This is a genomic window from Pseudoduganella sp. R-43 (genome assembly GCF_049913255.1).
Classification (GTDB): domain Bacteria; phylum Pseudomonadota; class Gammaproteobacteria; order Burkholderiales; family Burkholderiaceae_D; genus Rugamonas.
On the sequence record NZ_CP183988.1, the window covers coordinates 5,874,546 to 5,898,419 of the forward strand.

Annotated in this window: 17 protein-coding genes; 8 read left to right on the forward strand and 9 right to left on the reverse strand. The window is 64.7% G+C overall.

From position 1 onward, the window contains the following. Positions 1-47: 47 nt before the first annotated feature. The 5 genes from ACN9M3_RS26795 to ACN9M3_RS26815 form a co-directional block, all read right to left on the reverse strand. Positions 48-929 carry an SMP-30/gluconolactonase/LRE family protein gene (locus ACN9M3_RS26795; RefSeq protein WP_426319155.1) on the reverse strand — a complete coding sequence of 294 codons (882 nt, stop codon included), beginning with the start codon at positions 927-929 and terminating at the stop codon, positions 48-50. Next, positions 929-2,338 (reverse strand): MFS transporter, encoded by a 1,410-nt coding sequence (locus tag ACN9M3_RS26800; RefSeq protein ID WP_426164550.1) that lies wholly within the window; start codon positions 2,336-2,338, stop codon positions 929-931. The genes ACN9M3_RS26795 and ACN9M3_RS26800 overlap by 1 nt, the downstream gene beginning before the upstream one ends. Positions 2,339-2,389: 51 nt before the next feature. Next, the gene (locus ACN9M3_RS26805) at positions 2,390-3,970 is read right to left on the reverse strand and encodes an aldehyde dehydrogenase (NADP(+)) (protein ID WP_426319156.1); all 1,581 of its coding nucleotides are present in this window, start codon (positions 3,968-3,970) and stop codon (positions 2,390-2,392) included. Next, the gene (gene kdgD / locus ACN9M3_RS26810; RefSeq protein ID WP_426164554.1) at positions 3,970-4,881 is read right to left on the reverse strand and encodes a 5-dehydro-4-deoxyglucarate dehydratase; all 912 of its coding nucleotides are present in this window, start codon (positions 4,879-4,881) and stop codon (positions 3,970-3,972) included. Before kdgD ends, ACN9M3_RS26805 begins: the two co-directional genes overlap by 1 nt. A 117-nt stretch (positions 4,882-4,998) precedes the next feature. After that, the gene (locus tag ACN9M3_RS26815; RefSeq protein WP_426164556.1) at positions 4,999-5,730 is read right to left on the reverse strand and encodes a FadR/GntR family transcriptional regulator; all 732 of its coding nucleotides are present in this window, start codon (positions 5,728-5,730) and stop codon (positions 4,999-5,001) included. A 131-nt stretch (positions 5,731-5,861) separates the two neighbouring features. Between ACN9M3_RS26815 and ACN9M3_RS26820 the strand changes: the two genes are divergently transcribed. Next, the gene (locus ACN9M3_RS26820) at positions 5,862-6,563 is read left to right on the forward strand and encodes a FadR/GntR family transcriptional regulator (protein WP_426164558.1); all 702 of its coding nucleotides are present in this window, start codon (positions 5,862-5,864) and stop codon (positions 6,561-6,563) included. 72 nt (positions 6,564-6,635) lie between these two features. Continuing rightward, positions 6,636-8,405 carry a GDSL-type esterase/lipase family protein gene (locus ACN9M3_RS26825; RefSeq protein ID WP_426319157.1) on the forward strand — a complete coding sequence of 590 codons (1,770 nt, stop codon included), beginning with the start codon at positions 6,636-6,638 and terminating at the stop codon, positions 8,403-8,405. On the opposite strand, the gene ACN9M3_RS26830 is transcribed toward ACN9M3_RS26825, so the two are convergent. Genes ACN9M3_RS26830 through garD form a run of 4 tightly spaced genes read right to left on the reverse strand, consistent with a single transcriptional unit; the run spans position 8,402 to position 14,223 of the window. Next, entirely contained in the window at positions 8,402-10,936 is a 2,535-nt protein-coding gene (locus tag ACN9M3_RS26830) for a family 43 glycosylhydrolase (RefSeq protein ID WP_426319158.1), read from the reverse strand. The two genes, ACN9M3_RS26825 and ACN9M3_RS26830, sit on opposite strands and share 4 nt — an antisense overlap. Next, complete coding sequence (locus ACN9M3_RS26835) at positions 10,933-11,838, reverse strand: aldose 1-epimerase (protein WP_426319159.1); 906 nt, start codon at positions 11,836-11,838, stop codon at positions 10,933-10,935. The genes ACN9M3_RS26830 and ACN9M3_RS26835 overlap by 4 nt, the downstream gene beginning before the upstream one ends. Next, positions 11,835-12,650, reverse strand: coding sequence for an NAD-dependent epimerase/dehydratase family protein (locus ACN9M3_RS26840; RefSeq protein ID WP_426319160.1), 816 nt, complete (start codon positions 12,648-12,650; stop codon positions 11,835-11,837). Before ACN9M3_RS26840 ends, ACN9M3_RS26835 begins: the two co-directional genes overlap by 4 nt. A gap of 16 nt (positions 12,651-12,666) precedes the next feature. After that, positions 12,667-14,223 carry a galactarate dehydratase gene (gene garD / locus ACN9M3_RS26845; RefSeq protein ID WP_426319161.1) on the reverse strand — a complete coding sequence of 519 codons (1,557 nt, stop codon included), beginning with the start codon at positions 14,221-14,223 and terminating at the stop codon, positions 12,667-12,669. A 154-nt stretch (positions 14,224-14,377) separates the two neighbouring features. Here garD and ACN9M3_RS26850 point away from each other — a divergent pair, with 154 nt between their 5' ends. From ACN9M3_RS26850 to ACN9M3_RS26875, 6 genes are all read left to right on the forward strand, one after another. Beyond that, positions 14,378-15,781, forward strand: a complete 1,404-nt coding sequence (locus tag ACN9M3_RS26850) for a glycoside hydrolase family 88/105 protein (protein ID WP_426319162.1) — start codon at positions 14,378-14,380, stop codon at positions 15,779-15,781. Positions 15,782-15,790: 9 nt separating this feature from the next. Then, complete coding sequence (locus ACN9M3_RS26855; RefSeq protein ID WP_426319163.1) at positions 15,791-17,002, forward strand: DUF4861 family protein; 1,212 nt, start codon at positions 15,791-15,793, stop codon at positions 17,000-17,002. 125 nt (positions 17,003-17,127) lie between these two features. Next, positions 17,128-18,903, forward strand: coding sequence for a glycoside hydrolase family 28 protein (locus tag ACN9M3_RS26860; RefSeq protein ID WP_426319164.1), 1,776 nt, complete (start codon positions 17,128-17,130; stop codon positions 18,901-18,903). Between the two features lie 126 nt (positions 18,904-19,029). Next, a complete protein-coding gene (locus ACN9M3_RS26865; RefSeq protein ID WP_426319165.1) occupies positions 19,030-21,978 on the forward strand; it encodes a TonB-dependent receptor in 2,949 nt (982 codons plus the stop codon). Positions 21,979-22,085: 107 nt separating this feature from the next. Beyond that, positions 22,086-23,372 (forward strand): HD-GYP domain-containing protein, encoded by a 1,287-nt coding sequence (locus tag ACN9M3_RS26870; RefSeq protein WP_426319166.1) that lies wholly within the window; start codon positions 22,086-22,088, stop codon positions 23,370-23,372. A gap of 115 nt (positions 23,373-23,487) precedes the next feature. Further along, complete coding sequence (locus ACN9M3_RS26875; protein WP_426319167.1) at positions 23,488-23,802, forward strand: hypothetical protein; 315 nt, start codon at positions 23,488-23,490, stop codon at positions 23,800-23,802. Positions 23,803-23,874 lie beyond the last annotated feature (72 nt).

The following is a 23,874-nucleotide window of genomic DNA, read 5'->3' on the forward strand; positions in this document are numbered from 1 at the left end:
ACGGAAATTAACAAAAAGAAAACTCACTTTTGCAGAATTGCAACAGATTAATGCGCGTTCCATCGAACTTCGGCGAGACCCTGCACGCCGGGACGCAGCAGCAAGACCGAGCCGGGCCAGTCGTCGCCGGCATTGCCCGGGTCGATCGAGGTCACCAGCAGCGTGGACAGGTCGGGACCGCCGAAACTGCACATCGATGGCTTGGCAAACGGCAGTGCGATTGCCCGATCGAGCGCGCCGCCCGGCGTGTAGCGCTGCAGCAGGCCGCCGTCATTGGCGCAGGTCCAGTAGCAGCCGTCGGCATCGACGGCGGCACCGTCGGGACGGCCTTTCTGCGTGCCCAGGTCGAGGAAGATGCGCTTGTTGTGCGGCGTGCCGCTGCCGATGTCGTAATCAAAGGCCCACACCATGCGCCGCTTCGGGTGCGAGTCGGACAGGTACATCACGTCGCCGCGTGGCGAGAACGCCGTGCCGTTCTGGGTCAGCATGCCGGACACGAAAGGCGCAGACAGCCCTTCCGCGGCGGTATAACGATAGAGCTGACCGACCGCGCGTTCCGCCGCCATGTCCATGAACATGGTGCCGGCCCAGAAGCGTCCTTGCCGGTCGCAGCGGCCGTCGTTGAAGCGCATGCCCTGGCCCAGCTCGGAAGATGGCGGCGCAGCCAGGCGCTCCGCCGATACGCTGCCGTCATCCTGCAGCACGAGGTGGAAGATGCCCGTCTCCATGCCTGCGATGAAGCCGCCGCGCGCGGCGGGCGACAGGCAGGCCACCATCTCCGGGGCATCCCAGAAGCGGGTCGCGCCGCTGGCGTAATCGAGGCGCCAGATGCGGCGCGCCGGAATGTCGACCCAATACCAGGCGCCCTCGCCCGCGTGCCAGGTGGGGCTTTCACCCACCATGCAATGTACACCGCTTACTTTTTCCATCAGAGGTCAGTGATTTCCTTATGCGCCGGCACCAGCGCCTTCATGATGCACCAGGCGAGCAGGTAAGCCAGTGCGCAGAAGGTGAACATGATCATGTAGCCGGTCTGGATCTGGCCCAGCGCGTTGTAATAGTCGAACAGCTTGCCGGCCACCTTGGTGATCAGCACGCCGCCCAGGCCGCCTGCCATGCCGCCGATGCCCACCACGGAGCCGACGCTGTGCTTCGGGAACATGTCCGACACGGTGGTGAACAGGTTGGCGGACCATGCCTGGTGCGCCGAGGCGCCGATGCCGATCAGGATCACCGGCACCCAGATGCCGAGGTAGCCAAGCGGCTGCGCCAGCAGCACCGCCAGCGGGAAGAAGGCGATGGCCAGCATGGCGCGCATGCGGCCGTGATAAACGCTGGCGCCGCGATTGATGAAGAAGGTCGGGAACCAGCCGCCGCCGATGGAGCCGAACATGGTCATCGAATACAGCACCGCAAGCGGCACCACCATTTCGGTGGCCGACACGCCGTATTGGGCCGACATGAACTTCGGCAGCCAGAAAAGGAAGAACCACCAGACGCCGTCGGTCAGGAATTTGCCGACCGTGAAAGCCCAGGTCTGGCGGTAGGCCAGCAGCTTGAACCAGGAAGCCTTGCGCGCAGCGGCGCCGGCCGGCGCTGCCGCCGGAGCATCGGCCGCATCGCTGTTGATGTAATCGAGTTCCGCGCGCGACAGGCGCTTCTGCCTTGACGGCGCATCGTAGAAAACCAGCCAGAAGCCCATCCAGAGGAAGCCGATTGCGCCGATGATGATGAAGGCGGACTGCCAGCCCCAGGCCTCGGCGATCAGAGGCACCGTGATCGGCGCCAGGATCGCGCCGATATTCGCGCCGGAGTTGAAGATGCCGGTGGCGAAGGAGCGCTCCTTCTTCGGGAAGTATTCTGCGGTGGCCTTGATGGCGGCAGGGAAGTTGCCTGCCTCGCCCAGCGCGAGCACGGCGCGGCCCACCATGAAGCCGGCCACCGATACGGGTACGGCGGCAATGCCCACCGCAGCGAGGACGTTGGAGAACGTGGCGCCGATCGGCACCGAGTAGGCGTGCAGGATCGCGCCAAGCGACCATACGACAATGGCCAGCACGAAGGCGCGGCGCGTGCCCATCCTGTCGATCACGCGGCCGGCGAACAGCATCGAGATCGCGTACACGAACTGGAACACGGCGGCGATGTTGGCGTAGTCGGTATTCGACCAGCCGAATTCCTTCGACAGCGCGGGCGCCAGCAGCGACAGCACCTGGCGGTCGAGGTAGTTGATGGTGGTGGCGAAGAACAGCAGGCCACAGATGGTCCAGCGGTATTTGCCGATGGCGGCGGCCGGTTCGGCCGCCAGGCCGACGGCTTGCGGGTTGGGCTGATTCATAGTTTCTTGTATTCGAAAGCGGCCGGCGTCTCCTCCGGCCGTACTACTCAATCAAACTGCCGTGCGCAGCTCCCCATCCACGATGCGTGCCAGGCGCAGTGGATTATCGTCCTGCAGGGCGGCCGGCAGCAAGGCCGCCGGCACATTCTGGTAGCTTACCGGACGCAGGAAGCGCTCGATGGCCGTGGCGCCGACGGACGTGGTGCGGGTGTCCGAAGTGGCCGGGAACGGGCCGCCGTGCACCATCGCGTGGCAGACCTCGACGCCGGTCGGAAAGCCGTTGAACAGCACGCGGCCCGCCTTGCGTTCCAGCGTCGGCAGCAGCCGGCCCGCCAGCGGATGGTCGTCGGCCGTGCAGTGCACGGTGGCGGTCAGCTGCCCTTCCAGGCTGGCGGCAAGGCGCAGCATTTCGGCTTCGTCGCGGCAGGCGATCAGTACCGAGGCCGGGCCGAAGACTTCTTCCTGCAGCGCGTGGCTGGCAACGAAAGTCTCCGCGTCGACGCGGAACAGCGCAGCCTGGGCGGCGCAGCCGGCGCCCTCTTGCTGCCCCAGGGCCAGCAGCTTGACGCCTGCGGCATCGGACAAGCGGCCGACGCCGGATTCATACGCCTTGTGGATGCCGGCGGTCAGCATGGTGCCGGCGCCTTTCGGCTGCAGCGCAGCGGCTGCGGCTGCGGCAAAGCGGTCGAAATCCGGACCGGCCACGCCGATCACCAGGCCTGGATTGGTGCAGAACTGGCCGACGCCCATGGTCAGCGACTCGACGAAAGCGGCGCCCAGTGCTTCGGCGTTTGCAGCCAGGACCGCGGGCAGCATGAAGACCGGATTGATGCTGCTCATTTCCGCATAAACCGGGATCGGCTCATGGCGCGCGGCGGCGGTGCGCATCAGGGCCGTACCGCCCTGGCGCGAGCCGGTAAAGCCGACAGCCTTGATCGACGGGTTGGCAACCAGCGCCTGGCCAACCACGCGGCCATCGCCGTGAATCATGGAGAACACGCCTTCCGGCATGCCGCAATCGGCGACCGCCTTCTGCACGGCGCGCGCCACCAGCTCGGACGTGCCAGGATGGGCGGCATGCGCCTTCACCACGACCGGGCAGCCGGCGGCCAGCGCAGATGCGGTGTCGCCGCCCGCGACAGAAAACGCCAGCGGGAAGTTGGACGCGCCGAACACCGCGACCGGGCCGACGGCGATCTTGCGCAGGCGCAGGTCTGGGCGCGGCGGCGTGCGCTGCGGCAGCGCGGAGTCCAGCGTGGCGTGCTGCCAGTGGCCATCGCGCACGACTTTTGCGAACAGGCGCAGCTGGTTGACGGTGCGGCCACGCTCGCCTTCCAGGCGCGCTTGCGGCAGGCCGGTTTCGGCCATGGCGCGCTCGGTCAGGGTGGCGCCCAGCGCATCGATGTTGCTGGCGACCGCCTCCAGGAAGGCGGCGCGCGCTTCCGGCGTGGTGGCGCGGTAGGCGTCGAAGGCCTGTTCGGCCAGCGCGCAGGCTCGATCCACATCCGTCAGGTCGGCCTGGCCGAACGGCGGCTGCAGGTTTTCCCTGGTCGCCGGGTTGAAGGCCAACAGCGTGCCGGCAGCGCCGCGCACCAGTTGCCGGCCGATGATCATTTCACCGGTGATCTGCATTATTGGGCACCTTGCTTCTTGATCAGGGCCAGCAGCATGGCGTCTTCTTCCGCGGTCAGGTCCGTCAGCGGAGCGCGTACCGGGCCGCCGGAATGGCCAACCAGGCGGGCGCCAGCCTTGACGATCGACACGGCATAGCCGGCCTTGCGGTTGCGAATGTCCAGGTATGGCAGGAAGAATTCATCCAGCATGCGGTCGGTTTCGGCGGTATTGCCGGCTGCGGTGGCGTGGTAGAAGTCCATCGCCAGCTTCGGCACGAAGTTGAACACGGCCGAGGAGTAGACCGGAGTGCCCAGCGCCTTGTAGGCGCCGGCATACACTTCCGCAGTCGGCAGGCCGCCCAGGTAGGAGAAACGGTCGCCCAGCTTGCGGTAGATCTGCACCATCAGTTCGATTTCGCCCACGCCGTCCTTGAAGCCGATCAGGTTCGGGCAGCGCTCGGCCAGGATCGCCAGCGAATTGGCGTTCAGGCGGCAGTTGGCGCGGTTGTACACGATCACGCCGATCTTCACGGAGGCGCACACCTGGGCCACGTGTTCGATCAGGCCGTCCTGGCTTGCCTCGGTCAGGTAGTGCGGCAGCAGCAGCAGGCCGTCGGCGCCCAGGCGCTCTGCTTCCTGCGCCAGCGCGATGGCCTGGCGGGTCGGGCCGCCGGTGCCAGCCAGCAGCGGCACCTTGCCGCGGCAGCTTTCCACGGCAACCTTGATCACCTGCGAATATTCAGGAGCGGTCAGCGAGAAGAACTCACCGGTGCCGCCGGCGGCGAACAGTGCGCTCGCGCCGTAAGGAGCCAGCCAGTCCAGGCGTTCGGCATAGGTTTTGGCGTTGAAATTGCCTTCAGCGTCAAAGTCGGTGATCGGGAAGGACAGCAGGCCGGACGACATGACTTTCTTGAGTTCTTGCGGGGACATGGACATCGTTGACTCCTAAGTGTGGTTTTTGCACGAATCGAGCGCGAGCTCAGTTGTAAGTCATCGTACAACCTAGTTTAAGCGAACGCAAGCGAAAAAAGGGGACGTACCCCTTTTTTATGCGGCGTTTTCGAAACGTTGCTGGGCCTGCAACAGGCGTTCGCGCGAGTTGGAAAGGTGGGTGCGCATGGCGGCGCGGGCAGCTTCCGGATCCTGGCGCTGGATGGCGCGGAAGATGTCTTCGTGTTCGCGGTGCACGCGTTCGAGGTAGTCGGCCGGGCGGTCCTGCGCCAGGTTGGCGGTGTTGACGCGCGCGCGCGGAATGATCGCCTGTCCGAGCTGGCCGAGGATGTCGACGAAGTAGCGATTGCCGGTAGCCTTGGCGATCACCAGGTGGAAGCGCCGATCGGCTTCCACCGAGGCGCGGCCCTGCTCCATCGCTTGCCGCATATCTGCCAGCGCCTGCGCCAGTTCAGCCACCTGCTCGTCGCTGCGGCGGGTAGCAGCCAGGCCAGCGGTCTCGGTTTCCATGCTGATGCGCAGTTCGAGAATGGCCAGTACATCGCGCACGGTGACGATGCTCTCGGCATCGATGCCCAGGCCGCCGCTGTTGCGCGGCTTCTCCAGCACGAAGGTGCCGATGCCGTGGCGGGTCTGCACCAGCCCGGCCGCCTGCAGGTGCGAGATGGCTTCGCGCACCACGGTGCGGCTGACGCCGTGCTGCTCCATGATGGCCGATTCGGTCGGCAGCTTGTCGCCGGGTTTCAGCACGCCGCTGTTGATGCTGCCGCTGATCTGTTCGACCACGCCCTGGGCCAGGGTGTGTCGCTTGCGAGGGAGAATAGTCATGGCCTCCATTATACATGCAAAAAAGATGTCAGACATCCTATCAGAGACATCTCCGGCGTTTGGCAGCTGTTGCTTTCTTGCGAAATTGGCCGGACCAAATTAAAATCGGTCGACTTCTCAAGGGACCTCGCATGAACAAAAAAACCGTTGCTACGGAGCCGAATCCAGCAGCCGAACAACGGCTGTACCGCGTGGTCGCAGCCAAGATCCAGGACCTGATCCGCGAAGAGAACATCAAGCCCGGCACCCGCCTGCCGGCAGAGCGCGACCTGGCAGCGAAACTGAGCGTCAGCCGCGCTTCGCTGCGCGAGGCGCTGATTGCCCTGGAGCTGTCCGGCATCGTCGAAGTGCGTGGCGGTTCGGGCGTGTACGTCAGCGAAAAGGCTTCCGCTCCTTCCGACGTGGCCGAAGGCGGACCGGGTCCGTTCGAAGTGCTGGCGGCGCGCCGCCTGATCGAATCCGAAGTCGCAGCCATTGCAGCCAAGATGGCGACCGATTCCGCGATCGATGCGATCCTGCGTGCGGCGGCCGAGATGGAGCAGCACCACTCTGACCGCGCCACCAATGAACAGGCCGACCGCAACTTCCACCTGGCGATCGCACGCGCTACCGGCAACACCGCGCTGGTGGGGGTGGTCGAAACACTGTGGAACCAGCGCGGCACCATGTGGCACAAGCTGAAAGAGCACTTCCAGACGGAAGAGCTGCGCCAGAACACGCTGGACGACCATCGCAATATCGTGGCGGCCATTGCTGCGCACGATGCGGCCGGCGCCCGCCAGGCCATGCGCGCCCACCTGGAACGCGTTACCAAGACCTTCTCACGCGGCTAAAATAATTTGGCCTGACCACTTGCATGCATGGTCAGGCCAAAATAGAATGAGGTGAACTTCAGGGGGAGCCTCATGCTACGTCACATCCTTTTGTCCCTGGCCTGCGTGGCCAGCCTGCCGGCTTTTGCCGCCGACCGCATCATCCTGGTCGGCGATTCGACCGTCGCCAGCGGCGGCGGATATGGCGATTACCTGTGCCGGCGGCAGCGCCCCGACACCACCTGCCTGAATCTCGCCAAGAACGGCCGCAGCTCAAGTTCCTTCCGTGCCGAAGGCCGTTGGGACGAGGCGCAGGCCTTGCTGCGCAACGGCGCAGGCTTCCGCAACACTTACGTGCTGATGCAGTTCGGCCACAACGACCAGCCGGGCAAACCGGGCCGCTCGACGGACCTGGTCACGGAGTATCCCGCCAACCTGGCACGCTATGTGGCGGACGTGAAGGCTGGCGGCGGCGTGCCGGTGCTGGTGACTTCCCTCACCCGCCGCAGCTTCCGGAATGGCTATGTCTGGAACGACCTGGCGCCGTGGGCGACAGCGGCGCGCGAAGTGGCCCAGCGCGAAGGCGTGGCCGTACTGGACCTGAATGCCCTGTCGCTGGCAGCCGTCCAGGCAATGGGACCGGCGGAAGCGGACACGCTGGCCCAGCCCAAGGGTGCGGGCTTCGACTACACCCACCTTGGCCCGAAAGGCGGCCGCTTCTTCGGCGACATGGCTGCGCGCGAACTGCTGCGGCTATTCCCTGCCCTCCGCCCGCTCGCTGATCCGGACGACACATCGCGGCAGGCAGCGCGCGAACATGCGCCGGCCGACGGCTGGGCCGGCGAGCAAGGCGGCACGCGCGGCGGCGCTGCGGCTTCCGCTGGCCACGTGCATACCGTCTCCACGCCCGCCGAGCTGAAGACTGCGGTGGCCGGCACTGCCGACGCGCGCATCATTCAGGTGCGCGGCACCCTCGACATGGCCGATGGCGCCAAGGTCGGCGTGGTGCGGCTGCCGTCCAACACCACGTTAATCGGCCTTGGGGAAGATGCCGGTTTCGTCAACGCCAGCCTGATAGTCGGCAATGTGAGCCAGGTCATCATCCGCAACCTTTCGATCAGCAATCCCTGCGATCCCGATCCGAAATGGGACCCGCAGGACGGCGCCAAAGGCAATTGGAATTCGCTGTACGACGGTATCACGGTCACCGGATCGCACCACGTCTGGATCGACCATAACAGCTTCACCGATGCGCCGCGCACCGACGGCCAGTCTCCTAAAGAGAACGGCATGCTGAAACAATGCCACGACGGCGGGCTAGATATCACTTCGGCTTCGGACTTCGTCACGGTGTCGTACAACCACTTCGCTTTGCACGAAAAGAACACGCTGGTAGGCGCCAGCGACCGCGCCACGAGCGATGAAGGCCACTTGCGCGTCACCTTCTCGAACAACTTCTTCGAGCAAGTGACGGCGCGCACGCCACGCGTGCGATTCGGTCAAGTCCACCTGTTCAACAACTATCACAAGGGCTCGCGCAAGCACGCCGAATATCCGCATGAATACAGCGTCGGCATCGCCAGGCAGGCGCGCGTGATCATTGATGCCAACGCCTACGATATCGAAGGCGCGCGCGGCTGCGGCGACGTGCTGCACAATCCCGGCAAATCCGAAGCAGGCGCCGTGCTGGACCACGGCTCGCTCTTGAACGGCAAGGCGCTGGCAGATTGCGGCTTTGCGACCGACGTCGGCTGGAGCGTGCCGTACGCCTTCCGCGCCCTGCCCGCCGCCGACGTGCAGCCCAACGTCATGACCAATGCCGGTGCCGGCCACCTCGGCAAACTGCAGCCAGCATCCCGCTAAGGCGTAATGCGCAGATAATCGATATCGGCGTAGGCGCCCTTCGCGCCAGTGGCGAACAGCCCGACCTGGGCGCCAACCCAGCGTCCCATGGCGGCCGTGAACGGCGTGCCGGCGGGTGTGAAGTTCACCCCGTCCTGGCTGTAGGAGAAGGCGGTTTGTCCGCCTGCGCCAACGTCCATGCGAAGGTGGGTGAAAGTCTTCAGCGGCAAGGCGTTCGACGCTTCCTGCCGCTCCTTGCATTTGTCATTGGCCGCCTCGCAGCGCACGTAGACAATGCGCAGTTCACCATGCTGGCGGCGCAAGCCGAGCCAGGCGTAGCTTCGCCCGTACATGGCCAGGCCGACCGTGTCGCCGTCCGCAACGGCTTGCAGCTCAAGCTTTGCCACTGCAGAAAAGACTGGTGCGGGCGGTTTCTGCGTCAGCACGGCTGGCAGGGAACGCAGCGGTGCGATCGGCGCTTCGCCATTGGCCGGCACCGGAGCAGGCTGCGCGTACAGCCGCAGGAAGCCGGCACGCTCTGTCAGCGAGTACCAGCCGGGGGCCGGATTGGCCACCCATTGCCATTGCGGCGCGAGGCGCTTCGCCCGGAATTCGTCGCCGATGTCCGGCCAGGCCGGCGCCGGGACCGACGCCGCGGCAGCCATGGTCGCCGGCTTGGCGAATTCAGCAACCGGTTGACCAACGCCAGGCTTGGCCGAAGCTTCGCCAATGATCGGCCAGCCATCGTCCTGCCAGCGCATTGGCTGTAAATGCACCACGCGGCCGAAAGCGCGCTTGTCCTGGAAGTGAAAGAACCAGTCGGTCCCGTCCTCCGCACGCACCCAGGCCCCCTGGTGCGGCCCGTTGACGGCCGAACTGCCTTGCTCCATCACGATGCGCGCCTCGTACGGTCCGTCGACATGCCGCGAGCGGAACACCGACTGCCACCCGGTCTCCACACCGCCAGCCGGCGCGAACACGTAATACCAGCCGTTGTGCTTATAGAGCTTGGGGCCTTCCAGCGTCTTGTAGCCCGGCAGCGTGTTGCCTTCGATGACCACGCGGCTCACGTCATCCAGCATGCGGCTGCCATCCGGCGCCATCGGGCGCAGGCTCAGGACGTTGTTGAAGCCAGCGCGCGACTTTGCCCATCCGTGCAGCAGCCATGCCTTGCCATCGTCGTCCCACAGCGGCGCAGGGTCGATCAGGCCCTTGCCGGCCATGAGCAGCCGGGGCTTGCTCCAGGGTCCTCCGAATCGCGTGGCGGTGACGACGTAAATGCCGAAATCCGGGTCTGGGTAGAAGATCCAGAATTTGCCATCGTGGTAACGCAGGCATGGCGCCCACACGCCTTTGCCGTGCTGCGGTGCACGGAACGCTTCCTCCGGCACCAGCCGCGGCAAGGCGTGGCCGACCAGCCGCCAGTTCACCATATCGTCGGACTCCAGCAATGGCAGGCCGGGGACGTTGGTAAAGCTCGAGGAAGTCATGTAGTAGCGCTTGCCGACGCGGATCACGTCCGGGTCCGAATAGTCGGCGTGCAGGACCGGGTTGCGGTAGCGGCCATCGCCCAGGTCCGGCGACCACGGCGCACGCGCCATTTGCGGCGCGCCAAGCGTGCGCTCCAGGAAGGCTTGCATGGCGTCGACGGCCGGCGCCAGCCAGGGATCGAACAGCCAGAACGAATGCGGCGTGCCGGGCAGATTCACGTGCTCGGTCGGGATTTTGTATTGGGCAAGGCGTTGCGCCAAGGCTTCCCGCCCGACGCTGAAGCGCGGTAGTCCGCTGGTGATGAACAGTATCGGGGCACTGCCGGGGCCTGCATGCGTCAGGGGCGAGGCATCTCGCCAGCGCGCCTCCTGTTCCGCATAACGCCCACCCAACCATGCTCCGGCTGCGGTCGGATTCCTGGACGGGTCGTCTTCATGCTTGCGCGCTTCTTCGGAAGTGAAGTCGGACAGGCCATCGATATTGACGGCCGCCTGCACGGCACTGGCCGCATCACTGCCGTTCGTCGTGCCAACCAGCGCGGCGATCTGGCCGCCCGCCGATCCGCCAGCGACAGCAATGCGCTTGTCATCCAGGCCGTATTGCAATGCCGCGGCGCGCAGCCAGCGAATCGCTTCCCTGACGTCGTCGATCGCAGCGGGAAACTGCGCTTCGCCCGACAAACGGTAGTCGACCGTGGCCGCAGCGAAACCCCTGGCCGCAAGGCGCGCCGCCAGCGGCGCCATATTCTGCCGCGTGCCGCTGCGCCATCCGCCACCGTGGACCAGCACCACCAGCGGCCAGGCACGACCGCGGCCGTCGCCATTTGGCCCGGGCAGGTAAAGGTCTAGCTGCAACGCACGCTCACCGCGCTGGACGTAGCCAAGGTCGCGCAGCACGCGCACTGGCGCCGGCGCTTCCGCACTGGCAATCGCTATGTGCGGGTACTGGCCAGCCAGCTTGGCGTATGTCGTTTCGGCGTTATATGGCGCATCGGAAGCCGCCAGGGCGCTCGGCCCGGCGCCGAGCCAGGCGGCAGCAAGCACGGCTTGCAGCGTCCTCACGCAATCTCCTCAACGGTGAAACGCACGGTACGCCGCAGGTCCTGCCCCGGCGCCAGCACGGTCAGCCCATGCGCAGTCGCACCGCCTGGCAGGTTGTGCGCATTGACCGGATGGTCCACGGGCTCGAAGCAGAAGAAGTCTTTGCCCGGCGGTACATACAGGATGTAATAGCCCATGTCCGTGCTGATGTGCAGGCGCAAGCGGCGCGATGGCCAGTCGATCTGCGCTTTGCCGTCCCAGCCGGTGAAGGCATTGTCGACGCCGTCGCTCGGCAAGGGGCGCGGCGCTTCGCCGCAGAAGTTCCACCCTGGCGGCAGCGCGCTTCGCCCGGCTGGCAACTTGTCGGCGCCGGACAGCCACACGCCGTCGGCCACGGCGCGCAGTCGCGCGTCGTCGGGGCAAGGCATCCATGGATGCAGTCCAAGGCCAAACGGCAGCGGATGCCGGCCGTTGTTCGTGACCTTGAGCGTCACACGCAAGACGTTGTCCGACAGCGTGTAAGCCATGTGGGCGGTGAATGCGAATGGCGAACCATCGCGGCGGTAGAGCGAAAGCACGACGCTGCATTCGTCCCGCGCCTCCACATGCCATGGCATGCGCCAGCCTTCGCCGTGGATCGGACAGGGCTCGCCTTCCCGCGTCGGCGCCGGCGTAATGCGGCGGTCCTGGAACTCAAAGCCGCCAGGGGCGATCCGGTTGGACCAGGGGACCAGGGGAAAACAGGCCAGCTGGCCAGGCTGCGGCTGCGCGACGCCATCGGCAAGGGGACGCAGCACGGGTACCGGCTCGGCAGCGAGGGCGCCGGCGCAACCAGGATTGCCGGCCCAGTCAAGCCGTGCCAGCCCGCCGCCGACAGCAGGCAGCACCACGGCCCGCAAGCCGCCGCTGCGCAGCTCAATCATTTGAACATCGGGCCGTCGAGCAGGAATTTGCCGCCCTGGTAGATCGTGGTGACGTCGTCCTTTTCCGGGAACTCGGACGTATCCGGGAACAGATGCGCGAACTTGGCCGATGAATCCTTCGGGCGATAACCAAGGTGCGCGGCGTAGCGGTTATCCCACCATACCGAATCGTTGTCCGACATGCCGAACACGATGGTGTGGCCCACGCGCGGCGCGAACAGCGAGCAGCGCAGCAGCTCCGTCAGGTCGTCGTAGGACAGGTAGGTCGACATCATGCGCTTGTTGGCCGGCTGCGGGAAGCTGGAACCGATACGGATGCAAACGGTTTCGATGCCGAAGCGGTCGTAGTAATAGCGCGACATCTGCTCGCCGAATACCTTGGAGATACCGTACATGCTGTCCGGACGGGTCGGCATGTTCGCATCCAGCATATCGGTCGTCTTGTAGTAGCCGATCGCATGGTTCGAGCTGGCGAACATCAGGCGCTTCACGCCGTGCTTGTAGGCCGCCTCGTACAGGTTCGCCACGCCCAGGATATTGGCCTGCATGATCGCCTCGAACGGCGCCTCGGTCGAGATGCCGCCGAAGTGCAGCACCGCATCCACGCCCTCCATCAGCTTCATCACGGCCGCCTTGTCGGACAGGTCGCACGGCACCAGTTCCTCGCCGGGACGCGCCTCGCCCATGTCCGCGATATCGCTCAGGCGCACCACTTCAGCCCAAGGCTTGATGCGGTCGCGCAGCACCTTGCCCAGGCCGCCGGCGGCACCGGTCATCAGGATGCGCTTGAATGGTTTTCCAGTTTGGCTCATGTCTCTTACTCCGTCATCAGGTTACCGGCGCCGGATTGAATAGCGCCAGTGAATTATGGATCTTCCAGTGTTCGGCCCAGGTTTCCTTGCCGCTCGCCACATCCAGCATCAGGCGGAACAGCTCCCAGCCCACATCCTCGATAGTGGCCTCGCCGCTGGCAATGCGGCCCGCGTTCACGTCCATCAGGTCGTGCCAGCGCTGCGCCAGGTCATTGCGGGTGGCGACCTTGATCACGGGTACCGCCGCCAGGCCGTAAGGCGTGCCGCGGCCGGTGGTGAAGACGTGGATGTTCATGCCAGCCGCCATCTGCAGCGTACCGCAAATGAAATCGCTGGCCGGCGTCGCCGCGTAGATCAGGCCTTTCTGCGTCAGCTTGTCGCCCGGCGACAGCACGCCGTGGATGGCGCCCGAGCCGGACTTCACGATCGAACCCATGGCTTTCTCCACGATGTTCGACAGGCCGCCCTTCTTGTTGCCCGGCGTGGTGTTGGCGCTGCGGTCAACGCCGCCGCGCTTCAGGTAGTCGTCGTACCATTGCATTTCGCGGATCATTGCCGCCGCCACCTCAGGCGTCTCCGCGCGGGACGTGAGCTGGTCGATACCGTCGCGTACTTCGGTCACTTCCGAGAACATCACGGCAGCGCCGGCACGCACCAGCAGGTCGGTGGCAAAGCCCACTGCCGGATTGGCAGTCACGCCCGAGAAGGCATCGCTGCCGCCGCACTGCACGCCCACCACCAGTTCCGAAGCAGGCACCGTTTCGCGCTGGCGCGCATTCAGCACTTTCAGGTGATGCTCCGCCGTGCGCATGATCGAATCGATCATCGAGTTGAAGCCGACGTGCGCGCCATCCTGCAGGCACACCACGTCCGGCTCACCGGCCGCCGAGTTGAGATTGGCCGACGCGATCGGGATGCTCCCGGCAGGGAACAGTCGGGTCGGCGGCAGCTTTTCGCAGCCAAGGCTGACCACCATCACCTGGTTGCCGAAATTCGGGTTCTTGCTGATATTGCGCAGCGTGCGGATCGGCACGTCGGCGCCAGGCGCATCGATCGCCACGCCGCAACCGTAGATGTGCTCCAGCCCCACCACGTCGTCCACGTTCGGATAGCGCGGCAGCAGTTCTTCCTTGATGCGCTTGACCGCGTGGTCGACCACGCCCGACACGCACTGCACGGTGGTGGTCACGGCCAGGATATTGCGCGTGCCGACCGAGCCATCGGCATTGCGGTAGCCCTGGAAGGTGTAGCCCTCCAGCGGCGGCAGCGGCGCCGGCTTGCGGGTGCCGATCGGCAGGCCATCGAGCGAACGGGCGCCCGGCATGCGCAGCACCTTTTCCGAGACCCAGGAGCCGCGTGGAATCGCCTGGTCCGCGTAGCCGATGGTCACGTTGTAGCGCGTCACGGGATCGCCTTCGGCCAGGTCGACCAGGGCGACTTTATGCCCTTGTGGCACGCCTTCCACCAGCGTCAGGCCGTCGGGGAATACCGAGCCGGCCGGCAAGCCGCCGTCATTGACCACGATGGCAACATTGTCTGCCTCGTGCATCTTGATGTAGCGTGCGAGTTTCATTAGATGTCCTTTTGATGATCCTGAACTTCATTTTCAGTATGCCACACAAAAACGACGATTGGCTAGTCCACCTTGCATATTTGGTCTGACCAAATTAGAATGGCCTGACCAGATGACGCAGTTACACCACACCTAAAACGTCGCACGGAGACCCATGAAGCCGACATCGTCCCTGCTGGCAGCCGCCCTGGCCTGCCTCTTCGCCCTCAGCCCTGCCCACGCGGAAGGTCCTTACCGCAATACCGACAACAAAAATCCGAACGACGCCGGTGAAGGCAGCTACCCGGTCCCGTACAAGATGCCGACCGTCGCCGAGATCACCGGCACGCTGCAGAAAGTACGCGGCTACATGGACAGCGTGACGCCGACCCGCATCGTCAGCAAAAAGACCGGCGAAACAATCACCGACCTGAAAACCCCTGTGGCCGACGCGATCTTCGAGCCGAGCAAGGGCGACTTCGGCATCCAGGTGTACGAAATGGGCGTGGTGCATTCCGGCCTGCTGCGCGCGGCCGAAGCGACCGGCGACCGCAGCTTTCTCGCCATGACCGAGCGCCACCTCAACTTCTTCAAACAGACCAGGCCCTACTTCGCCGCCCAGGAAAAGCAGTTCAAGCTGGAGCGCGGCAACAGCTTCTCGCGCTTCCTCGACCCGCGCTCGCTCGATGATTCCGGCTCGATGTGCGCAGCCTTGATGCGCGCCCGCGCCGCCAAGGTCGGCCCCGACCTGGCCGACATGATCGCCACGTGCAGCGACTGGGTCGCCAACAAGCAGTACCGCCTGAAGGACGGCACCCTGGCCCGCAAGCGCCCGCAAGCCGAATCGCTGTGGGGCGACGACCTGTACATGGGCGTGCCGGCGCTGGCCGAAATGGGCCGCATGACCGGCAAGCGCGCCTACTATGACGACGCGGTGAACAATGTGCTCAACATGGCGGGCTACCTGTTCAACCCGCAAACCAAGCTGTACACGCACGGCTGGCACGCCGGCATGAACGACGCGCCGAACTTCTACTGGTCGCGCGCCAACGGCTGGGCGGTGCTGGCCATGTCCGACCTGCTCGACGTGCTGCCGAAAGACCACCCGGGCTATCCGAAAGTGCTGGCGCAACTGCGCCTGTCACTGCAAGGCATTGCGGAACGCCAGTCCGGCAGCGGCCTGTGGCACCAGATGATAGACCGTAACGACTCCTACCTCGAGACCTCGGCGTCGGCCATCTTCACCTACGTGATCGCCCACGCCGTCAACCAGGGCTGGATCTCGCCTGCACCATACGGCTCCATCGCACAAGCCGGCTGGGCCGGGCTGCAGACGAAAATCACCAGCCAGGGCGAAGTAGAAGGCACCTGCGTCGGCACCACCCTGGCCGGCGACATGGTGTACTACTACAACCGGCCAACCAGCAAGCACGCCCTGCACGGCTACGGCCCCGTGCTGCTGGCCGGAGCCGAAATGATCAAGCTGGTCACCAATCCCAAGCTCGACATCCAGTACCGCGTCCGCACCTATCACTACCTGCCGAAAGGCGGCCAGACCGACTACCGCGAACACCACTGAGGAGCAGTCATGAAGACCACCCGCATCCTTGCCGCACTGGCCGCCGCCCTGCCCGCGATTGCCGCCAGCGCAGCGGAACGCCTGACCATCACGCTGCAGCACGACCTCGATATCGCACGCCCCTCGGAAACGGTGACCGTCCCCTGGTCGGAAGTGAACAAGGCCCTGCCGCACGCCCTGGTCCAGAAAATCGCCGTGCGCGATGCCTCCGGCCGCGTGGTGCCGCACCAGGTCACCAATGTCGCGCCGCAGGCGAAAGACCCGCAGAACGTCGGCACCGCTTACGGCGAGCTGATTTTCCAGCACAGCTTCAAGGCCGGCGAAAAGTCCGCCACTTACACGGTTGAAAAAATCGACAGCGTAGCGCCCGTATTCGCGGCGCAAACCTTTGCCCGCTACGTCCCCGAACGCCTCGACGATTTCGGCTGGGAGAACGACAAGATCGGCCACCGCACCTACGGTCCCGCGCTGGCTGCTCCCGCTCCGGCGGGCGTCGTGAAGGAGGTGCTGGTGACCTCCGGCCTGGACCTGTGGTTCAAGCGCGTGCCTTATCCGATTGTCGATCGCTGGTACAACAAGGGCCACGACCACTACCACCATGACGAAGGCGAAGGCATGGACATGTACAACGTCGGCCGCTCGCGCGGCGCCGGCGGTACCGGTGTGTGGGACGGCGGCAAACTGTACGTATCCACCAACTACGCAAGCTGGAAAGTTCTGGCCAACGGCCCGGTACGTTCCATCTTCGAGCTGTCCTACGCCGCATGGGACGCCGCCGGTCTGCCGGTGACGGAAACCAAGCGCTTCACCGTCGACGCCGGCCAGCAGCTGGACATGATCGAGTCCACCTTCAGCTATGCAGGCGACAAGCCGCTGACCGTTGCCGTAGGCCTGAACAAGACCCCAAGCGACAAGGGCCAGACCCCTCAAATCGCCACTAGGCGCGAAGGCAAGGTGCTGCTGCAATGGGTCGAGCAAGCCAGCAACGGCGCCTTCGGCACCGCCGTCGTCGTGCCGGCGGCACAAGGCTTCGCTGAAGACGCCCTGAATGAACTGATCCTCGCCCCGGCAAGCGCCGGCAAGCCACTGCGCTACTACGCCGGCGGCGCCTGGAGCCGCGCCGGCGAAATCACCACCCGCGAGCAATGGGAAGCCTACGTCGCCAACGCCGCCGCCCGCGCCGCCAACCCCGTGCGCACCGCCCTGGCGGCAAGCAAATGAGCGGCCCGCACCGCACCACCCAGCCGAGCCCGTGTCACACCCTGGGGTCAGGCCCCAAGAGTGACACGAGCCCAGCTGTATCCGCTCGCCGCGCCTTGCTCCGTGCAGCGGTCGCCGGCGGGGCATTGATCGCTTCGCAGCCAGCGCTGGCACGTTTCGCGGCGGCCGTGGCGAATGCCGCCGCCAGTGACCCGGCGGGCGGCGACCCATGGCTGCGCGCAAGGGAAATCGCCGCGCGGTTTGCCACGCCAATCGCCTTTCGCAAGCAGGATTTCCTGGTGACGGAATTCGGCGCCAAGCCATGCAAGCTGGTCTCCGTGCAAGGCCAGGTCGCATCGCTCGAACCGGGCACGCTGCAAACGCCGGCAAAAGGCAGCCATGACTGCTACCCTGCCATCACCGCTGCAATCGCCGCCGCGCACCAGGCCGGCGGCGGGCGCGTTGTCATTCCAGAAGGCGCGTGGTACATCAAAGGCCCGCTGGTGCTGCGCTCCAACGTCCACGTGCACTTGGCAAAAGGCGCGCGCCTGGTGTTCAGCGCCAATCCGGACGATTACGCGAAATACGGCGACATCGACTGCGGCAAGAACGGCAAGCTGGTTCGCAGCCGCTGGCAAGGCAACGATTGCCTGAACTTCTCCCCGCTGGTGTATGCCCACGGCCAGAAGAACATCGCTCTCACCGGCGAAGACTGGACCTCCGTAATGGACGGCCAGGGCGGCACCCCTTTCGAGAACAATCCGAGCGAATGCTGGTGGGACTGGAAAGGCCGCGGCAAGCCTGCACGCGAACGCACCGAAACAGCCATCAATCCGAACAACGCCGCGCAGGTGCAACGCGCGCCCGGAGAGCGCATCCTGATTCAAGGTTCAGGCAATCGCTGGCAGAGCGACTCGCGCTACCTGCCCGTGCTCTCCGAGTCCAGTGTCCCCGCCGATCAGCGCGTGTTCGGCCAGGGCCACTTCCTGCGCCCCTGCATGGTCGAACTGATCGAATGCGAGAACGTCCTGCTCCAGGGCTACCAGATCGTCGGCGCCCCGTTCTGGGTGCACCACCCGGTCGCCAGCCGCAACGTCCACTTCAAGGACGTGAACATGGAAAGCCTGGGCCCGAACAGCGATGGCTTCGATCCGGAAGCCTGCGACGGCGTGCTGGTGGAAGGCTGCACCTTCAACAACGGCGACGACTGCATTGCCATCAAGGCCGGCAAGAACAGGGACACCCACTACGGCCCCACCCGCAACATCCTGATCCGCCACTGCGTGATGAACAGCGGCCATGGCGGCGTCACGCTGGGCAGCGAAATGGCCGGCGGCATTGAGCACGTCTACGCCGAGCAGATCGAATTCAGGAACCTGCACTGGGCCAGCGACGCGCTCAACACCGCCATCCGCCTGAAGACCAATATGAACCGTGGCGGCTTCCTGCGCCACCTCTACGTCCGCGACTGCACGCTGCCGAACGGCGTGCAGACCAGCCCGGGCTTCTACAAGCCGCTGTCCGGCACCACCAGGCCGTCCGGTCCGGTCGCATCAAGCGCCGGCGCCGTGATCACCTTCGACTGCGATTACGCCCCTGCCGACGACGTGGTGCGCACGCGCCCTCCCGAAGTGTCGGACATCGAGATCTCCGGCCTCAAGGTGGGCAACGTGGACACGCCCAATGGCAAGGTCTCCTGCTACCAGGCCATCGTGATGCTGGGTCCTGTCGCCAGCAGCTACAACGGCCCCGCCGGCGCGGCATTTCCGCCGATCGCGCGCGTGAGAATCCGCGACTGCGACTTCGGCACCCCACGCAATGCCGGGCAACCGTGGCTTCTGCACAACGTCCGCGCACTGGTTCTCGACAACGTCACCATAGGCGGAAAGCGCTATAGCGGGGAGTTTTCCGCCGACGCCTGATCTGGACAGGCCAATTTTGCAAATAAATAAATTTGGACTGACCACATTGCAAAATTCTTAGCATAAAATAGCGCAACCGGCCTGACCACTTACAAGAGCCGGCAGCAATAATAACCAGGAGATGGCATGAAGTTCACGGATCAAACCGAGGCTTTGCGCAAGTTCGCGCTGCGCCTCGTCGGCACTTACTCAGTCACCGCGCTGGCCATGGGCCTCGCCCACGCACAGGCCACCGCACCGGCCGCGCCGGCCGCGGAACCGGAAATGAAAGTCGTGGTCACCGGCCTGCGCGCCGCGCTGGAATCGGCGCTGAACAAGAAGCGCGAGGACAACGGCATCGTCGACGTCATCAAGGCCGAAGACATGGGCAAATTCCCCGATACCAACCTGGCCGAATCGCTGCAGCGCGTGCCAGGCGTGGTGATCGACCGCGACGCGGGCGAGGGCCGCAGCATCACCGTGCGCGGCCTGGGCCAGGACTTCACCCGCGTGCGCATCAACGGCCTGGAAGCGCTGGCCACTACCGGCGGCACCGACAGCTCCGGCGGCACCAACCGCTCGCGCGGCTTCGACTTCAACGTATTCGCCTCCGAACTGTTCTCGTCGCTGACCGTGCGCAAGAGCTCTTCCGCCGACGTGGATGAAGGCTCGCTGGGCGCCACCGTCGACCTGCAAACCATGCGCCCCTTCGACCTGAAAGGCTTCAACGCCACCATCACGGCCAAGGGCAAGTACAACGACCTGTCGAAGAAGACCGACCCGCGTGTGGCCTTCCTGCTGTCCGACACCTTCGCTGACCGCAAGGTAGGCGTTCTGCTGTCCGGCGCCTTCTCCAAGCGGCAGTTGCTGGAGGAAGGCTTCTCCACTGTGCGCTGGGATAACGGACCATCGAGCGGCGGCTGGTGCGCGCCGCGAGGCGTGGCGGCCAATCCAGCCAACTCCACCGCAGCCACCTGCGGCCCTGCTGCCCAAGGAGTACCGCGCCTGCCCGCTTCGCAAGCGGCGACCGACGCCTACAACCTGGCCAGCAGCGCCGACAACTTCCATCCGCGCCTGCCGCGCTACGGCCGCCTGACCCACGACCAGGACCGCGTCGGCCTCACTGGTTCCGTGCAGTGGCGCCCGATGCAAGGCTCGCTGGTCACCTTCGACATGCTGTATGCAAAGCTCGATGCAACGCGCCAGGAAGACTTCCTGGAAGCGATTTCGTTCAGCCGCTCCGCCAGCCAGGGCGGCAAGCCGCAAACCTCGGTCGTGGAAGCGCAGTACGCACCAAACGGCAACCTGTTGTACGGTAAGTTCAACGGCGTGGACATGCGTGCCGAGTCGCGCTACGACGAGCTGTCCACCACCTTTACCCAACCGACGCTGACCCTCGACCAGCGCCTGACCGATACACTGCAACTGCAGGCGCGCGTCGGCCGCGCCACCTCGAAGTTCCGCAATCCGGTGCAAACCACCACCACGCTTGATGCGCTGAACGTGAACGGCTACACGATCGACTTCCGCCAGGACGACCGCCATCCGATCATCTCGCTGCCGTTCGACCCGGCAGCCGGCGGCAGCATGGGAATCGTCGGCGTGCCGCAAGTGGCCAGCGGCACCCAGCCGACCACCATTCCAAATACCACGAGCAGCGAAATCCGCATCCGCCCGCAAGGCGCCAACAACCGTAACGACACGGCGACCGTGGACCTGGCCTGGGAGGCGTCGGACGCGCTGACCATCAAGGGAGGCCTGAATCGCAAGAAATACGACTTCGATTCCTACGAGTCGCGCCGCGTGAACCAGAACGACACGATCTTCGCGCCGCCGGCAGGCTCCGGCAACCTGACGACCACCGTGAGCGGCTTCGGCAAGGGGCAGAACCTTCCGGCCGGGACCTATACCACCTGGCTGATTCCCGACCTGAACGCCATCGCCAAGGCCTACGACATCTACTGCAATTGCATCAAGAGCGGCCCTGCCGGCGGTCCCGGCGACTTCACCCTGTCCTCCATCACCAACGGCAATGCGCGCGGCAACAACCGCTCTGTCAACGAGGAAGACAAAGGCTTCTACCTCATGGGCGAGTTCAAGACGGAGCTGGGCAGCGTTCCGCTGCGCGGCAATTTTGGCGCGCGCTACGTAAAGACCGAGCTTTCTGCAACCGGCTACCAGGCTGCAGGTGGCGGCACTGCGGTTACCGTCAACAATGAATACTCTGACACCCTGCCGTCCCTGAACATCGCTGCCACGCTGACGCCGGATTTGATCGCCCGCTTTGCCGCGGCCAAGGTCATGACCCGTCCGCAGCTGAACAACCTGTCGCCGGGCGGCACCATCGCCACCACCGGCACGCCAAGCATCACCACTGGCAATCCGCTGCTCAAGCCCTTCCGTGCCAAGACCTTCGACACCAGCCTCGAATACTACTTCGGCAAGAACGCCTTTGTCGGCCTGGGTCTGTTCCAGAAGAACATCAGCACCTACATCCAGTCCCTGCGCACCAATATGGCGTACAATGACACCGGACTGCCCATGTCGCTGCTGCCAGCCAACTTCACCGGCGAAGAAGTTTTCCAGGTAACGGCTCCGATCAACACCGATGGCGGCAAGCTGAAAGGCTTCGAGCTGAATTACCAGCAGCCGTTCACCTTCCTGCCGGCATGGGGCAAGGACTTCGGCGCGCTGCTGAACTACACCCACGTGAAGTCGAAGATCGAGTATGTGGTTTCGCCAACCAGCGACACCCGCATCACCGACGACCTGCTCAACCTGTCGCCGCGTTCCTGGAACGCCACCCTGTACTACGACAACGGCAAGCTCAGTGCCCGCATTTCGGCTTCCTCCCGTTCCTCGTTCGTGACCCGCGTGCCGGGCCAGAACAACAACGACGTGGAAGGCAAGAACAAGTCGCTGAACGTGGACATGTCCGTGTCGTACAAAGTCAACGACAAGCTGGAACTCACGCTGGAAGGCGTGAACCTGACCAACGAAGAAAACGACCAGTTCGTGAGCCGCGCGCGCAACAGCGTGGTGGTGAACAACGTGACCGGCCGCGAATTCCTGGCCGGCCTGCGCTACAAGTTCTAAGGTGTTTCAAAGGCGTCTCTCCGCCTCTGCTTCCGGCCCCGCCTAGTGCGGGGCTTTTTTTTTCTGCGAGAATGTCCACAGTTGTTCCTTACCCCAAGGTGGACAATATGGCTAGCGATATGCAATTGACGGATATTCCCGGCGAGAGCCCGCATTTTGTACGCTCGGTCACCGAGATGGGGGATACGCGCGACGTCATTGCCAGCGAAGACATCTACGCCAGCAACGGCACCAAGATTTTGGCCAAGGGCGCCCGCATCGACAGCAAGCAGTTCGAAAAACTCACCCGCTACAAGCTCTTCGCCCCGCTCGACCAGGTGCTCTCTTCCGACAAGGCCGTCGACGCCGCCACGCTGGCGATCGAGTTCGACCGCATCCTCGAACACGACACGATTTACCGCCAACTCCTGGCGCGAGCCGGCGACCCGCGCCAGCTTAAGCACTGCACCGCCAACCTGCGCCTGCACTCGACCATCGAATTGCGCCTGACCGTCATGGCGGACAAGCACAAGGACGTGTTCGAGCACACGCTGCGTACCGCCATCATCGCCTTCGCCTGCGCCCAGCGCATGGGTGTTCCAGTGGGCGACTTGCCTGCCGTGCTGCTAGCAGCCCTGTGCCACGACTTCGGCGAGATGCACACCGACCCGCGCATTCTCGACCAGGCGCACCATGTCACGGCGGAGGAACGCCGCTTCGTGCACGTGCATCCCGTGACCGGCTACGTTCTGCTCAAGGATTTGCCCGGCTTCCCCGCCGCCGCGAGCAAGGCCGTGCTGCAGCACCATGAACGGCTGGACGGTAGCGGCTACCCCAACGCCCTGCGTGGCGCCCAGGTCGACCGGCTGGCGCGCATCGTTGCCGCCGCCGATGTCACCGAAACCGTACTGCGCCGCCTTGACATGCAGCGCCTGGAAATGCTGTACCGGATTAACAAGCCGCGCTTCGATGGCGATGTGCTGGCAATCCTGCGCGACCTGCTTCAACCGCAGTCCAATCACCCGGCTGAAACCGCCCCCTCCGGCGATCCATCGGAGCGACTGAATCATCTGTCGGAATTACTTCATGCCTGGTTCGACTTGCGGGCAATGCTGCAGGAGCGCCCCGCCGCAGACGCTCCCGGCTCGCCAATGGAATTCCTGTTCGAGCGCATGGCATCGGTCCGTTCGCTGGTACTGCAGGCCGGCTTCAACCCGGACGACATGACCAGCATGCTGGCCATGATGCAGGGCGACCCCGAAGTACTGGCGGAATTGCGCGCCATGCTGGACGAAATGGATTGGCTGCTGACCGACCTGGCCAATGAAATCGACCGCCGCTCTCCGGAGCTGGACAGCTTGTCGCAGGGTGCGCTGAAAGACCTGATGCAGCACCTGCGCCCCGATGTTCATTAACAAAACGGTTGCAAATGCTTACACCGATTACATGGCGTGATGTTTTTTGCGGGCCGCACCCACCCTATACTGCAGCCACGCGCTTCGCGATAACCAACCAAAGAAAGGGAACGCCATGAAAACCACCAAGTTGTTCGCCGCCGTCCTGGTATCGGCATTTGTCCTGCCTGCCTTCGCCCAGTCCACCCCGAACCTGGACAAGCGCGAAGAGCACCAGCAAGCCCGCATCGCCCAAGGCATCGAGTCCGGCCAGTTGACCGCCAAGGAAGCACAGCACCTGGAGGCGCGCGAAGCCAAGCTGGCAAACGACGAAGCGATGGCCAAGGCCGACGGCAAAGTCACCCGCAAAGAGCGCCACAAACTGCAGCGCGAGGCTGACCGCAATAGCGCCGCAATCCATCACCAGAAGCACGACAAGCAAACCCGCTGATCGTCCAAGTCCCTTCCCTTCGTGCCGCACCTGTTCGCGTGCGGCACGGCTCCCCTCCTCCGTCCTGCCCAT